This is a genomic window from Pseudomonas sp. KH_024_B2 (assembly GCF_057839965.1).
Window position 1 is genome coordinate 4,333,793 of sequence record NZ_CM174502.1, and the last position, 13,418, is coordinate 4,347,210.

General features: G+C 58.9%; 15 protein-coding genes. 4 read left to right on the forward strand and 11 right to left on the reverse strand.

The genetic code is table 11. The features are described 5' to 3' along the window. Complete coding sequence (gene bamC, locus AC3I0A_RS20165; protein ID WP_489374130.1) at positions 1-1,116, reverse strand: NlpB/DapX family lipoprotein; 1,116 nt, start codon at positions 1,114-1,116, stop codon at positions 1-3. A 17-nt stretch (positions 1,117-1,133) separates the two neighbouring features. After that, complete coding sequence (gene dapA, locus AC3I0A_RS20170; RefSeq protein WP_489374131.1) at positions 1,134-2,012, reverse strand: 4-hydroxy-tetrahydrodipicolinate synthase; 879 nt, start codon at positions 2,010-2,012, stop codon at positions 1,134-1,136. A 328-nt stretch (positions 2,013-2,340) separates the two neighbouring features. On the opposite strand from dapA, the gene AC3I0A_RS20175 reads away from it, so the two are divergent. Beyond that, entirely contained in the window at positions 2,341-2,901 is a 561-nt protein-coding gene (locus tag AC3I0A_RS20175; RefSeq protein ID WP_489374133.1) for a glycine cleavage system transcriptional repressor, read from the forward strand. Positions 2,902-2,911: 10 nt separating this feature from the next. Next, positions 2,912-3,385: a peroxiredoxin gene (locus AC3I0A_RS20180; protein WP_489374134.1), complete on the forward strand. Its 474-nt coding sequence runs from the start codon at positions 2,912-2,914 to the stop codon at positions 3,383-3,385. A gap of 120 nt (positions 3,386-3,505) precedes the next feature. On the opposite strand, the gene AC3I0A_RS20185 is transcribed toward AC3I0A_RS20180, so the two are convergent. Together AC3I0A_RS20185 and AC3I0A_RS20190 are read right to left on the reverse strand one after the other, a co-directional pair. Continuing rightward, positions 3,506-4,576, reverse strand: a complete 1,071-nt coding sequence (locus tag AC3I0A_RS20185) for an AI-2E family transporter (protein WP_489374135.1) — start codon at positions 4,574-4,576, stop codon at positions 3,506-3,508. Positions 4,577-4,606: 30 nt separating this feature from the next. Beyond that, entirely contained in the window at positions 4,607-4,846 is a 240-nt protein-coding gene (locus AC3I0A_RS20190) for a sulfurtransferase TusA family protein (RefSeq protein ID WP_489374137.1), read from the reverse strand. A 97-nt stretch (positions 4,847-4,943) separates the two neighbouring features. Here AC3I0A_RS20190 and AC3I0A_RS20195 point away from each other — a divergent pair, with 97 nt between their 5' ends. Further along, on the forward strand, positions 4,944-6,377 hold the full coding sequence (locus AC3I0A_RS20195) for a M48 family metalloprotease (protein WP_489374139.1): 1,434 nt from the start codon (positions 4,944-4,946) through the stop codon (positions 6,375-6,377). A gap of 295 nt (positions 6,378-6,672) precedes the next feature. Here the strand turns inward: AC3I0A_RS20195 and AC3I0A_RS20200 are convergent, their stop codons facing one another. The 5 genes from AC3I0A_RS20200 to AC3I0A_RS20220 all read right to left on the reverse strand — a co-directional run bounded on the left by AC3I0A_RS20200 (position 6,673) and on the right by AC3I0A_RS20220 (position 10,750). Further along, positions 6,673-8,106, reverse strand: coding sequence for a DegQ family serine endoprotease (locus AC3I0A_RS20200; protein ID WP_489374141.1), 1,434 nt, complete (start codon positions 8,104-8,106; stop codon positions 6,673-6,675). A gap of 256 nt (positions 8,107-8,362) precedes the next feature. Then, positions 8,363-9,322, reverse strand: a complete 960-nt coding sequence (locus AC3I0A_RS20205; protein ID WP_489374143.1) for a MucB/RseB C-terminal domain-containing protein — start codon at positions 9,320-9,322, stop codon at positions 8,363-8,365. An 11-nt stretch (positions 9,323-9,333) separates the two neighbouring features. Next, entirely contained in the window at positions 9,334-9,921 is a 588-nt protein-coding gene (locus AC3I0A_RS20210; protein ID WP_489374145.1) for a sigma-E factor negative regulatory protein, read from the reverse strand. A gap of 35 nt (positions 9,922-9,956) precedes the next feature. Continuing rightward, positions 9,957-10,535 carry an RNA polymerase sigma factor RpoE/AlgU gene (rpoE, locus tag AC3I0A_RS20215; RefSeq protein WP_150642086.1) on the reverse strand — a complete coding sequence of 193 codons (579 nt, stop codon included), beginning with the start codon at positions 10,533-10,535 and terminating at the stop codon, positions 9,957-9,959. Further along, positions 10,529-10,750, reverse strand: coding sequence for a hypothetical protein (locus AC3I0A_RS20220; protein WP_489374146.1), 222 nt, complete (start codon positions 10,748-10,750; stop codon positions 10,529-10,531). The genes rpoE and AC3I0A_RS20220 overlap by 7 nt, the downstream gene beginning before the upstream one ends. A gap of 351 nt (positions 10,751-11,101) precedes the next feature. Between AC3I0A_RS20220 and nadB the strand changes: the two genes are divergently transcribed. After that, entirely contained in the window at positions 11,102-12,718 is a 1,617-nt protein-coding gene (gene nadB, locus AC3I0A_RS20225) for an L-aspartate oxidase (protein WP_489374147.1), read from the forward strand. Here nadB and AC3I0A_RS20230 read toward each other — a convergent pair. Both AC3I0A_RS20230 and AC3I0A_RS20235 read right to left on the reverse strand, forming a co-directional pair. Beyond that, complete coding sequence (locus AC3I0A_RS20230; RefSeq protein ID WP_489374149.1) at positions 12,687-13,139, reverse strand: protein YgfX; 453 nt, start codon at positions 13,137-13,139, stop codon at positions 12,687-12,689. The genes nadB and AC3I0A_RS20230 overlap by 32 nt on opposite strands. Then, positions 13,123-13,377 carry an FAD assembly factor SdhE gene (locus AC3I0A_RS20235; protein ID WP_150642083.1) on the reverse strand — a complete coding sequence of 85 codons (255 nt, stop codon included), beginning with the start codon at positions 13,375-13,377 and terminating at the stop codon, positions 13,123-13,125. Before AC3I0A_RS20235 ends, AC3I0A_RS20230 begins: the two co-directional genes overlap by 17 nt. Between the last annotated feature and the right edge of the window lie 41 nt (positions 13,378-13,418).

Sequence of the window (13,418 nt, forward strand, 5' to 3'; positions counted from 1 at the left end):
TCAGCCCAGGTTGTCCTGAATCACACCCAATACTTTGCGAGCCACTTCGGCCGGCGCAACGGTATTGATGTTCTTCTCGACGGTGACTTGCACGGTCTCGCCCACCTTGCTCAGGCGAACCTGATAACGCTCGGCGCGGGCTTCGATGTCTTCCTTGGCCGCTTTGCTGCCAAACAGCTTGCCGAAGAAACCTGGCTCGTCGTTTTTCTTCTCGGGTTTTTCAGCGAGGTTGATGTAGTACAGGCCCAGGCTGCGGTTGATGTCTTCAACCCGCCATTCGCCCTTCTCCAGCGCACGGCCGACACTCGACCAGGCGCGATCAAGGTCTTCGCCGAGGTTGAGCACCACGTTACCGCTGCCGTCTTCGGTGAGGCTGACGCGGTTAGGCGTATCGAAATCACGCGCGGCCAACAAGGAAACCGAACCGCCCTTCTCGGAGGTCCGGCTCATGCTCGCCAGCAGCTCGTCGACCAATGCAGCATCCAGACCGGTATTGACCGAACGGTTGGTGAAATCAACATTGGCCGTGCTGCCGGCAGGACGCTCGGCGCTGACCACGTAGACTTCACTGGTGTTGCGCTGCACGCCTGGCTCGATACGAACCCGCACGCGGGTTTCGCTGCCAGACGCGATCCCGGCGCTGCTCAGGCGTTTGGCCATCGCAGCGGACAACTCGTCGGAATGCTGCCAGGTGGTGCTGAACTCGCCGGTTTGCGGACGCTGTTCATCAATACGGAAACCGTTGTCCTGGAAGAACTGCATGGCCACTGGCCAGACTTCAGCCGGTGGCCGCTGGGCCATGACCCAACGCGAATCGCCGCTTTTCTGCAGGGTGTAATCGCTGGCATTGGCCACCGACGACAACGGCTGCGGACGCGGAACTTCGTACTCGCCCTTGGCGGTGTCGTCGGCCACGTTGCGCGGGATCGGCAGCAAAGGGTCGAGACGCTTGGAGGTGCTGACATTCGGCGGCAATTGCATGGGCGCGGTTTGTTGCGCCTCCAGGTAATCGCTGCCACGGTCACGGAAGTAGCCTTCCGGGCCCCAAACCCACCCGCAGCCACTGGTGCTGGAGATGATCAAGGCAAGTGCGGAAAGTCCGGCCATTCGCTTCATGCGTAGTACTTCCTCAATTAAACCAATACGCCGGACTGGCGCATGGCCTGTCGCAGCGGTTCGTGACAGGCAACACTGAGCCAGGTGAGCGGCAGACGGATACCGTCCGGCATCAAGCCCATCTCGTGCAGGGCCCATTTCACGGGGATAGGGTTGGATTCGATAAACAGGGTTTTATTGAGTGGCATCAGCTTTTCGTGAATCGCGCGGGCGGTCACGGCATCGCCACGCATCGCAGCGGCGCACAGGTCGCTCATGGCGCGCGGGGCAACGTTGGCGGTTACCGAGATGTTGCCTTTGCCGCCGAGCAGCATCAGCTCGACCGCGGTCGCGTCGTCACCGGAATACACCAGGAAGTCGCTGCTGACACCGGCCAGGATGTCCTTGGCGCGTTGCAGGTCGCCAGTGGCTTCCTTGATGCCGATGATATTCGGCACGGTAGACAGGCGGATCACCGTCTCGGCCAGCATGTCGCACGCAGTACGGCCAGGCACGTTGTAGAGGATCTGCGGGATGTCGACCGCTTCGGCGATGGTGCGGAAGTGCTGGTACAAGCCTTCTTGCGTCGGCTTGTTGTAGTAAGGCGTTACCAGCAGGCACGCGTCGGCGCCAGCGTTCTTCGCATTGTTGGTCAGTTCGATCGCTTCGCGCGTCGAATTGGCGCCTGTGCCGGCGATCACCGGAATACGCCCTGCAACTTGAGCTACCACGCGACGAATCACTTCAATGTGTTCGTTCACATCGAGGGTGGCCGACTCACCTGTAGTGCCGACCGCCACGATGGCGTTGGTGCCCTCTTGCAGGTGGAAGTCCACCAGTTTGCTCAGGCTGTCCCAGTCGAGACGACCCTGTGCATCCATGGGTGTGACCAGTGCCACCATACTGCCCGCAATCATGCAACCGCTCCTGCCGGAAAAAGAGAGCGGTAATGGTACTGGCGCCAAGATGCTTGTACAAGCAAAGTACTGCGCTTGCGCCATTCCCCTGAGCGATGGTTTTCGCTACCCTTCAGACTTTGATCGGTACTGATAAGCTTGTACGCCGGGTTCCAGCCTCCCTTTTCGGCATCCGAAGCCCCGATCCTGCGTTGCCGCCCTTCGCTCTCGCCTCACTGGAGCTCGTCGCAACCTCTGGACTCAGGGTTTCTGAATTCGCATCCGGACGCTCGCTCCCAGTACTCGAGCCCGCAAAAGTATCGACCGCTCATCGTTTTAGGAATGCTGCATGTCCACCCCCACAGTCCGCGAACAATTCCTTGTCATCAGTGCCCTCGGCGCCAACCCCATGGAGCTGACTAACGTCCTGTGCCGCGCCAGCCATGAAAATCGCTGTGCCGTGGTGACCTCCCGCCTGACTCGCCACGGCGAATGCAGCGCGCTGGTCCTGCAGATTTCCGGCAGCTGGGACGCCCTGGCGCGCCTGGAAGCCGGCTTGCCCTCGCTGGCGAAGAAACACACCTTCACGGTCAACGTAGTGCGTAGCGCTGCGCTGGAAAATCGCCCTGAAGCGCTGCCTTATGTGGCCTATGTCAGTTCGGCCTATCGCTCGGATATCGTCAACGAGCTGTGCCAGTTCTTCATCGACCATCACGTCGAGCTGGAAAACCTGACCTGCGACACCTATCAGGCGCCGCAAACCGGCGGCACCATGCTCAATGCGACGTTCACCGTGACCTTGCCGGCCGGTGTGCAGATCAGCTGGCTGCGTGACCAGTTCCTCGATTTTGCCGACGCGCTGAACCTCGACGCGCTGATCGAACCGTGGCGTCCACAGAACCCAATGTAAGGAAGCTTTCATGGCCGTTGCTATCGACCAACCTGTCGCCGACTTCGAAGCGCCTGCCACCAGCGGACAAACCATCAGTCTCGCCGGGCTCAAAGGCAAGCACGTGGTGATCTACTTCTATCCGAAGGACAGCACGCCTGGTTGCACCACCGAGGGCCAGGGCTTTCGTGATCAATACGCCGGGTTCAAGGCGGCCAACACCGAAGTGTTCGGCGTGTCCCGCGACAGCTTGAAGTCCCACGAGAACTTCAAGTGCAAGCAGGAGTTCCCGTTCGAGCTGATCAGCGACAAGGACGAAGCCATCTGCCAGCTGTTCGATGTGATCAAGCTGAAGAAACTCTACGGCAAGGAATACCTGGGCGTAGACCGCAGCACGTTCCTGATCGACAAGGACGGTGTTCTGCGTCAGGAATGGCGCGGCGTGAAGGTACCGGGGCATGTGGATGCGGTGCTGGCTGCTGCTCAGGCGCTGAACAAGGCCTGAGATTTGATTTCTGTGGGAGCGGGCTTGTGTGGAAGCGGGCTTGCCCGCGAAGCTGTTGGGGCTGTGATGGCCTCTTCGCGGGCAAGCCCGCTCCCACAGAGGCCTCTCATCCCACCGAGGCTACAATAACGGCGCCACAATCGGCTCCTTGCGCGGCCAGGCATCCAGCACTGCTTTGAACAGGGTCGCCAGCGGAATCGCGAAGAAAATCCCCCAGAAGCCCCACAGCCCGCCAAACAACAGCACCGCACAGATGATCGCCACCGGATGCAGATTGACCGCCTCCGAGAACAGCAGCGGCACCAGCACGTTGCCGTCCAGCGTCTGAATGATCCCGTAGACCGCCATCAGATAGATGAACTCATCGCTCCAGCCCCACTGGAACAGCGCAATCAGCAGCACCGGCACGGTCACCACCACCGCCCCGACGTACGGCACCACCACCGAAACACCGACCAGCAGCGCGAGCAATGCCGCGTAGTTCAGACCCAGCGCAACGAAGGCAATGTAAGTAACGCCGCCGCAAATGAAGATCTCGATGACCTTGCCGCGAATGTAATTGGCGATCTGACGGTTCATTTCCTGCGCAACCCGGGTGATCAGCGCTCGCTCGCGGGGCAGATAACCACGGACCCATTGCCCGATCATTTCCCGGTCCTTGAGGAAAAAGAACACCAGAATCGGCACCAGAACCAGGTAGATCATGATGTTGACCAGCAACGGCAGACTGGACAGCGAGAACGTCAGCGCCCATTGGCCGAATTTGCCGATTTCACCGCGCGCCACTTCGATGGCCTGCAACACCTGCTCATCGGACACCAGATGCGGGTAACGCTCCGGCAGCAGCAACAGAACCGATTGCCACTTGGCGAGCATGCCCGGCAACTCGTTGAACAAGGTGATCAATTGATGCCAGAGCAATGGCACCACCACCACGATGAACACCAGCAGCACGCCCATGAACAAGGCGAATACCAGGCCAACCGCTGCCCCGCCGGGCAGACGCAGACGCTCAAGGGTGCTGACCAGCCCTTGCATCAGATAGGCCAGCACCATGCCCGCCAACACTGGCGCCAGCATTCCACCCAGGGTCAGTACCGCGGTAAAGGCCAGGAACAATAGAACGGCCAGCACCACGGCCTCTTCATCGGAGAAGTAGCGCTGAATCCAGTCGCGTAACACCTTGAACATCAATAATCCTTAAGAATGGGCGCGGAAGATTCAGGCTTTGCGCAGCCAATAGCGATAGACACCAGCTTCATCTTCTTCGCGTAGCAGCGTATGACCGGCCAAACGGGCAAAGGTGCGAAAATCGCGCTGGGAGCCGGCATCTGTGGCGATCACCTTGAGCACTGCGCCGCTGGGCAGGCGGTTGAGCTCGAGTTTGGCCTTGAGCAAGGGCAACGGGCAGTTCAAACCACTGGCGTCCAGTTCGGCGTCGTGCGTTAAAGCATCGGTCATTACTTTGCTCCTGACAGGCATTCAAGCCGCCTAGAATATCTGGTCCCAAGCCAAGTGTCCGGCTACAGTAAGCTCTTTGTCGACTAAGGCTTTGTGCATGACTTTTTTGCGCCCTACCCTGCTGACGCTCGCTTGCCTGCTTGCCTCACCGGGCTTCGCCGACGACCTGCCGTCACTCGGCGACGCCAGTTCTGCCATTGTCTCGCCGCAACAGGAACACCAGTTGGGACGCGCCTGGCTGGCGCTGTTGCGCAGTCAGGTGTCTGCGCTCAACGACCCGCAACTCAAGGATTACGTCGAGTCCAGCGTCTATAAGCTGGTGGAGACCAGCCAGCTGAATGACCGGCGCCTGGAGTTCATCCTGATCAACAGCCCGCAACTCAACGCCTTTGCGGCACCGGGCGGGATTGTCGGGGTCAACGGCGGGCTCTTTCTCAATGCCCAGACCGAAAGCGAATATGCGTCGGTGATGGCTCACGAACTGGCTCACCTGTCGCAACGCCACTTTGCTCGCGGCGTAGAAGCCCAGCAACGCATGCAAGTGCCAATGATGGCCGCCTTGCTCGCCGGCATCGTAATCGCCGCTGCTGGCGCCGGTGACGCCGGGATGGCTGCCATCGCCGGTACCCAGGCCGCAGCGATTCAGGAACAACGGCGCTTCTCGCGCCAGAACGAGCAGGAAGCCGACCGCATCGGCATTCTCAACCTGGAAAAAGCCGGTTACGACCCGCGTGCCATGCCGACCATGTTCGAAAGGCTGATGCGCCAGTTCCGCTTCGATGCCAAACCGCCGGAATTCCTGCTGACGCACCCGGTCACCGAATCGCGGATCGCCGACACCCGCAACCGCGCTGAACAGGCCAAACAGGGCGGCACCGAAGACAGCCTGCGCTATCAGTTGATTCGCGCGCGGGTCCAGTTGATCTACGAAGAAACCCCAGGCCTTGGCGCAAAACGCTTCCGCGCCCAGCTCGATGAAAATCCGAAGAGTGACGTGGCCCGCTACGGTTTGGCGATCGCACAGGTCAAAGGCGGTCAGTTGAATGAGGCTCGAGAGAACCTGAAACAGCTGCTGGCCAAGTCACCGAACGACATCACCTATAATCTGGCGCAGATTGACCTGGACATCACCAACAACCGCCTGCCGGATGCCCAAACACGGGTGGACCGGATGCTGACGCAATATCCGGGCAACTATCCGCTGAATCAGGTACGCGTCGATTTGCTGCTCAAACAGAACCGCGCCGCTGACGCCGAGAAAGCATTGGAGGGCCTGCTCAAGACTCGTTCTGACGATCCGGATGTCTGGTACATGGTGGCGGAAACCCGCGGACTTTCCGGCAACACCATCGGCCTGCATCAAGCCCGTGCCGAATACTTCGCGCTGGTCGGCGATTACCGACAGGCTATCCAGCAACTCGACTTCGCCAAGCGCCGTGCCGGCACCAACTTCCCACTGGCTTCAAGGATCGATGCACGGCAAAGAGAGCTGATGAACCAGGAACAGATGGTCAAAGACATGATGCGCTGACTTGTAGCAGCTGCCGAGCCTGCGAGGCTGCGTCCGGCCGCGAAGCGGTCGTAAAATCAGGCAACACGTTCTTTCAGGTAAATCGCGTGCACAGGATTTACGAGGACTCCGGTCGAGCGCGACCCCGGCTCGAACGCAGCCTCGCAGGCTCGGCAGCTGCTACGGGCGTAGATGGCGGCGAATCTGACACACCGCGTCATCGTTCATCGCGAGCAAGCTCGGCTCCCACAGGATACAAAAAAGCCCGTCTCTTTCGAGACGGGCTTTTTAATGCCGCGAATAATCGGTTGCCCGGTTATTCAGCCAGTTTGAAGGTGATGAAGCTGGCACGGCCTTGACGCAGAACACGCATCGATACCGTACGATTCTTCGGCAGCGCCTTGGCGATCTCCGTAAATTCCTTGGTCGAACCAATTGCCTGGTTGTTCAAGTGAGTGATCACGTCGCCCGGTTGCAGGCCGATCAAGGCCGCAGGACCCTCCTGAACCTCCTTGATCACGACGCCGCCCTGGATGTCGTTGGCCTTCTTCTGTTCTTCGGTCAGCTCGACCACGGCAACACCCAAGCGGTTGCTGCTGCGCTCGATGCCGGATTTAGGCAGGGACTCCAACTCTTTGCCTTCTTCCGGAATGGCGCCGACGGTCAGCTCGACGTTTTTACGCTTGCCGTCACGAATGACTTCAAGCTTGGCAGCCGCGCCAGCCTTGAGGGCGCCCACCAGATGCGGCAGATCCGCCGACATGACAATCGGCTGATCATTCAAGCTAAGAATCACGTCGCCCACTTGCAGGCCACCTTTGGCAGCCGGGCCGTCATCCTGAATTTGCGCTACCAGCGCACCCGCCGGCTTGTCCAGACCGAAGGACTCGGCCAGGTCCTTGTTCACTTCCTGGATCACCACGCCCAGCCAGCCGCGGCTGACCTTGCCACCGCTCTTCAGCTGATTGGAAACGTCCATCGCCACATCGATCGGGATAGTGAATGACACGCCCATAAAGCCGCCGGAACGGGTATAGATCTGCGAGTTGATCCCGACCACTTCACCGGCGAGGTTGAACAGCGGACCACCGGAGTTGCCCGGGTTGATCGGCACGTCAGTCTGGATGAATGGCACATAGTTTTCGTTCGGCAAACTGCGACCGACGGCGCTGACGATACCGTGAGTCACGGTATGGTCAAAACCGAACGGCGAGCCGATAGCGACCACCCATTGTCCGGGTTTCAGATTCTGGGACTTGCCCAGTTTCAGTATCGGCAGATCCTTGCCTTCAATCTTCAGCAGCGCCACGTCGGAGCGTGGGTCAGTACCGATCAGCTTGGCTTTCAACTCACTGCGATCGGCAAGACGCACGAGGATTTCATCGGCGCCGGTGATCACATGGTTGTTAGTCAGGATGTAGCCGTCAGACGAAATGATGAAACCTGAACCCAGCGATTGCGCTTCGCGCTGACGGTCGCCGCGTGGCGTACGTGGCTGCTGCGGCATGCCGCGTTCGAAAAACTCGCGCAACATTGGCGGCAGGCCTTCCAGATCAGGCATTTGAGTCGGATCGGAGACCTTGCGATCCGGAAGCTTTTGCGTGGTACTGATGTTCACTATCGCAGGCGAGGCTTGCTCGACCAGTTGCGTGAAGTCAGGCAGCTCAGCCGCTTGGGCGGCGACCGTCTGACCGAGCAAAATCACGGCGGCAACAATGGATAGATAAGACTTCAAACGTGGTATCGACATACGGCTCCCGTTACGACGAGCATGGTTAAGCGATATGGAGCAGAGACACCGGGAAAATATACGCCGGTACTTTTGTTCCGGGAACAACAAACAAGGCCAGAGCCGAGGGGCTCTGACCTATAAGAAAGTTCTGGTTTTTTTGCAAATTGAAATGCTCACCAAACATTTCGCAAACTCAATCGAGAGCTCAATTGTGGGACCGGCATTGCTGGCCTCTTGCACAACCAAACGCTTTGATGAGCATCATGTCAGAAGCTCACTGCTTGGGCGCAGTGGCATCGGTGCGCATCGAAAGCGCAATCCGTTCAGCGGTGCCGATCGGTATCTCGCCAACCACCGTCACCATCACCTCGCCTTGCTGGGTGGTCAGACGTCGCGAGACTGCGGCGGTCGGGCCTAACTGGGTTCGGGTATCGGTGACCGCCGCGCCGTTCAACGGTTCGAGGAACACCGAGAATCGCGCCAGGCCATCGTCATACATCAGGCTATTAACCAACGTCTTGGTGCCCGGATCCTGACGCGCAGAGCTGCTGGTCAATTCGAACCCTGGTGGTAGCCAGTCCGAATGCCAGACCTGAGAAACTTTCATCGCCGAAGCCTTGTCGCTGTCGAGAACGACAGGTTTGCACTCGGCGCTGGCTTGCAGCTCGCTGTCCTTTGGCACCTCGGCAGTATCAAGCCGGGTAAACTGGAACCGCTCAAGCAACTGCCCTTTGTCATTCAACAGCAATGACTTCAAAGGCAAGCCGGTTTCACGATCCAGATGCAGTTCAAAACCATACCGATGCTGATCACGCGGGGTCAGCGAAACAATGACCGCCGGTCGGCCAGCCACACGCGACTTGCCGATGACGGCAAGGTCGTACCAATTCTTGAGTTTTTGTGGATCGAGTGTACGAGCAGAGGAGTCGGGAGCATTCCCCAGCCCTGCTATCAGAGTGCCGCTAACGCATTGAGTTTGCCCATCAATGCGCACGACTTCCTGAGCCGAGCCGTCGAGCTGAAGTAAACGCTCGCGGACCTTGCCGTCCTGGACGCGATGCCAGATGTCATGGGTAGAAAAACTACCGTTACGTTCGTAGACGAAAGTACCGTGAAAGCTTTGCTGTTGCTCCGCTTGACCCAAACGGGCCAACCAGTCCTGGGCTTCATCGGCATGGGCTGGAACAATGAACCAGCCACCGAGCAGAAGCGTAAGTAAAGGTATGGCGCGCATGATCCTCCTTTTTAGCGGTTTTCCAGGCTTGCTGCACGGGCATAAGGCAGAGCACTTTCAGTGCCTTTGAGTGCAGCTTGCTGAGCATGTTGACGCAAGTAGCCTGGCAGACGTTGATCGTGCCAGCCTGGCTGACCTTGCAGCACGCCGCTGGCCATAGGGCCAGTAGCTTCCGAACTCTCACTATAGCCTGCCAACACCGCTGGGCCTTTAACTTGTGGAGCAGCCAGAGCTGGTTGAGCCGATTGCTGAGCCAGTTCGACCCCGGCGATCTCATCCTGGTTATACAGACGTACGCCAGCCAGCACAGCAACAGTCACCGAAGCGGCAACAGCCAGACGACCCAAGGTGCGCCATGGGCCACGAGTAGCTTTGGCCGGTACGGCTTCGTCAGCCAGAGCAGCAGAAACTGCCGCAGCGATATCCAGACGAGGAAGCAACAAATCCTTGTGCATTACTGCCCGCGCGACTTGGTAGCGAGCCCAGGTGTCTCGGGTTTCAACATCGTCAAAGGCATTCAACACCCGACGCAATTCCAGTTCGTCCGCTTCGTTATCCATCACTGCGGACAGCGATTCCTGCAGGGCTTCACGACTCATGGCGGGTCCTCTCTTGGCTATCGCCGCTGTCTCGGTTAATCCTGCAACAACGGCTGCAGGGCTTTATCGATGGCTTCCCGAGCGCGGAAAATCCGCGAGCGCACGGTACCCACCGGACACTGCATGACGCTCGCAATGTCCTCGTAACTCAGACCATCGAATTCACGTAAAGTTAATGCCGTACGTAAATCTTCTGGCAGTTGCTGGATGGTTCGATGGACGGTGCCTTCGATCTCATCGCGCAACAACGCACGCTCCGGTGACTCGAGATCCTTGAGGCCATGATCGCCGTCGTAGAACTCCGCATCTTCAGAACTGACATCGCTATCCGGCGGTCGACGACCGCGTGAAACCAGATAGTTCTTCGCCGTGTTGATAGCAATACGGTACAGCCACGTATAAAACGCACTGTCACCGCGGAAATTACCAAGTGCACGGTAAGCCTTGATAAAAGCTTCCTGTGCGACATCCTGGGCTTCATGGGTGTCGTGCACGAAACGCACGATCAACCCGAGAATTTTGTGCTGATATTTCAGCACTAACAGATCGAAAGCTCGTTTGTCGCCGCGCTGAACGCGCTCAACAAGCTGCTGATCCTCTTCCTGGGTTAGCATGAACACTCCTCGTTGAACTCGAAGGAGGCTTGCATTCCCAAACGATCAAGCTTGCAAACATAGACTCGGGCTTTTCGCAAAAGTTCTCCCCCTCCAAGCAAGTTTCCGGCGGGCTCTGATTTGGCACGCACGAAAAACGCAGCGCGGGCAAGGCCGGCTGCGCGAATAATCTTGTCGTCGAATTCACCTGCAAGACCGGTGTACAGGTTCTGCATGATTCCGACGCTGCCTCCTTCCTTCGGGCAACCTTCTATTGAGCCTGTCTGCACAGCAAAAGTTCCCGATATTTATAGCCGGACGAAACGGATATTGTGCAACCGTGAAGAGAAAAAGACTGGTATATCCTCGATACAGTCGTCTAGTCGTCGATTTACCGGGGAAATCAACCGACGCACCGATCAGCGAGTACAGCCTCCTGGTCACAGTAGTTTCACAATGCCACGACAGCCCGGCTATTGTGCCGATCCACCCCTCTATATACTAGTAGACTGTGTGGCTGTCTTGACTCGCCGATCCAGGTGTCTTGCGCCAACCCCGACCCGGGTCGCTTTGAGCGGAATCCTGAAATGAGCCAACAGTTTCAACACGATGTTCTGGTAATTGGCAGCGGCGCTGCCGGCTTGAGCCTTGCACTGACCTTGCCCGGTCATCTGCGCATTGCCGTATTGAGCAAAGGCGACCTCGCCAACGGCTCGACATTCTGGGCCCAGGGCGGTGTGGCTGCCGTGCTGGATGACACCGACACCGTCGAGTCCCATGTCGATGACACGCTCAATGCCGGCGGCGGCCTGTGCCATGAAGATGCCGTGCGCTTTACCGTCGAGCATAGCCGGGAGGCGATTCAATGGCTGATCGACCAGGGCGTGCCCTTTACCCGCGATGAACAGTCCGGCACCGAAGACGGCGGTTTCGAGTTCCACTTGACCCGCGAGGGCGGTCACAGCCATCGACGGATCATCCACGCCGCCGATGCCACTGGCGCGGCGATTTTCAGAACCTTGCTGGACCAGGCAAAACAGCGACCGAATATCGAACTGCTGGAACAGCGGGTTGCCGTCGATCTGATCACCGAAAAACGTCTGGGCCTGGGCGGTGACCGTTGCCTTGGCGCCTACGTACTAAACCGCGGCACCGGCGAAGTCGACACCTATGGCGCGCGTTTCACCATCCTCGCCTCCGGTGGCGCGGCGAAAGTCTATCTCTATACCAGCAATCCCGATGGTGCCTGCGGTGATGGCATTGCCATGGCTTGGCGCTCGGGTTGCCGGGTGGCGAACCTGGAGTTCAACCAGTTCCACCCCACCTGCCTCTATCACCCGCAAGCCAAGAGTTTCCTGATCACCGAAGCCCTGCGCGGCGAAGGTGCGCACCTGAAGCTGCCGAACGGCGAACGCTTCATGCCGCGCTTCGACCCTCGAGCCGAACTGGCGCCGCGTGACATCGTCGCCCGTGCCATCGACCATGAGATGAAACGCCTGGGCGTCGACTGCGTGTACCTGGACATCAGCCACAAGTCGGAAGCGTTCATCAAGAGCCACTTCCCGACGGTGTATGAGCGTTGCCTGGAATTCTCCATCGACATCACCAAACAGCCGATCCCGGTCGTTCCGGCGGCGCACTACACCTGCGGCGGGGTGATGGTCGATCAACAAGGCCGCACCGATGTGCCGGGTCTGTACGCCATCGGCGAAACCAGCTTCACCGGCCTGCACGGCGCCAACCGCATGGCCAGCAACTCGCTGCTGGAGTGTTTCGTCTATGCCCGCTCGGCGGCGGCAGACATTCTTGAGCAACTGCCGCATATTCGGGACTCTCTCGCCCTGCCCGCCTGGGATGCCAGCCAGGTCACCGACTCCGACGAAGACGTGATCATTGCGCACAATTGGGATGAATTACGGCGTTTCATGTGGGACTACGTCGGTATCGTGCGCACCAACAAGCGCCTGCAACGGGCAGAGCACCGTGTGCGTCTGCTGCTCGATGAGATCGATGAGTTCTACAGCAACTATAAAGTCAGCCGCGATTTGATCGAATTGCGCAACCTGGCCCAGGTTGCCGAGCTGATGATCCGCTCAGCCATGGAGCGCAAGGAAAGCCGCGGCCTGCATTACACCCTCGATTACCCGCAGATGCTGCCGGTCGCCCTCGACACTATTCTGGTGCCGCCCACCTACGCCGACTGAATTTGAGCCTGAGCCGCAGGCGTCGGTGCACATCCGCCGCCTGCGAGTCGTGCGGCACGCAGATTGCCCGCACACGTCGCTCACCGCGCAGTCGAAAACGCAGCACGACGATCACTGGCAATGCCAGGCTATCAGGCCGCAACTGCACGGCCTGCCAGCCATGGGCGGCACTCCACAGTTGCCAGCCATCGGCATCACGGCGCAAACCGGTAAACGACGCGGGATGAGTCAACAGAATCTGCCGCGGCAGCACCCACAGGCCATGGGCCAGGCACACCGCAACGCCGGGCAGACTCGCCCAGATCGGTATGGAGAGAAGAGCCAGCGAACCCAGCGCGAACAGCTGGGCCAGAAGATAAGCCGCCAGCAACTGCCGTGAGGCATGCCAGCGGCATTCGAAATGATTACTTGGGCTGGACACGGTCCAGAATCATTCGAACCATGCGCTGCAGCTCAGGATCTTCCGATTCGGCGCGCTCCATGAACCAGCCGAACATGTCCTGGTCTTCACACTCGAGCAGCCTGGTATAGCATTCGCGGTCTTTGGCATTCAGATGCGGGTAAACCTCTTTCACGAACGGCACCAGCAACACGTCAAGTTCAAGCATGCCGCGGCGGCTGTGCCAGTAGAGGCGATTCAGTTCAACATCTTCGACCATGGAGCGCTCCTCAAATAGAGCGCAAGTATACAGCCCCAAGG

Coding starts and splice junctions, on each gene's coding strand:
- bamC (WP_489374130.1), bottom strand. CDS start 1,116: ATGAAGCGAATGGCCGGACTTTCCGCACTTGCCTTGATCATCTCCAGC.
- dapA (WP_489374131.1), bottom strand. CDS start 2,012: ATGATTGCGGGCAGTATGGTGGCACTGGTCACACCCATGGATGCACAG.
- AC3I0A_RS20175 (WP_489374133.1), top strand. CDS start 2,341: ATGTCCACCCCCACAGTCCGCGAACAATTCCTTGTCATCAGTGCCCTC.
- AC3I0A_RS20180 (WP_489374134.1), top strand. CDS start 2,912: ATGGCCGTTGCTATCGACCAACCTGTCGCCGACTTCGAAGCGCCTGCC.
- AC3I0A_RS20185 (WP_489374135.1), bottom strand. CDS start 4,576: ATGTTCAAGGTGTTACGCGACTGGATTCAGCGCTACTTCTCCGATGAA.
- AC3I0A_RS20190 (WP_489374137.1), bottom strand. CDS start 4,846: ATGACCGATGCTTTAACGCACGACGCCGAACTGGACGCCAGTGGTTTG.
- AC3I0A_RS20195 (WP_489374139.1), top strand. CDS start 4,944: ATGACTTTTTTGCGCCCTACCCTGCTGACGCTCGCTTGCCTGCTTGCC.
- AC3I0A_RS20200 (WP_489374141.1), bottom strand. CDS start 8,106: ATGTCGATACCACGTTTGAAGTCTTATCTATCCATTGTTGCCGCCGTG.
- AC3I0A_RS20205 (WP_489374143.1), bottom strand. CDS start 9,322: ATGCGCGCCATACCTTTACTTACGCTTCTGCTCGGTGGCTGGTTCATT.
- AC3I0A_RS20210 (WP_489374145.1), bottom strand. CDS start 9,921: ATGAGTCGTGAAGCCCTGCAGGAATCGCTGTCCGCAGTGATGGATAAC.
- rpoE (WP_150642086.1), bottom strand. CDS start 10,535: ATGCTAACCCAGGAAGAGGATCAGCAGCTTGTTGAGCGCGTTCAGCGC.
- AC3I0A_RS20220 (WP_489374146.1), bottom strand. CDS start 10,750: ATGCAGAACCTGTACACCGGTCTTGCAGGTGAATTCGACGACAAGATT.
- nadB (WP_489374147.1), top strand. CDS start 11,102: ATGAGCCAACAGTTTCAACACGATGTTCTGGTAATTGGCAGCGGCGCT.
- AC3I0A_RS20235 (WP_150642083.1), bottom strand. CDS start 13,377: ATGGTCGAAGATGTTGAACTGAATCGCCTCTACTGGCACAGCCGCCGC.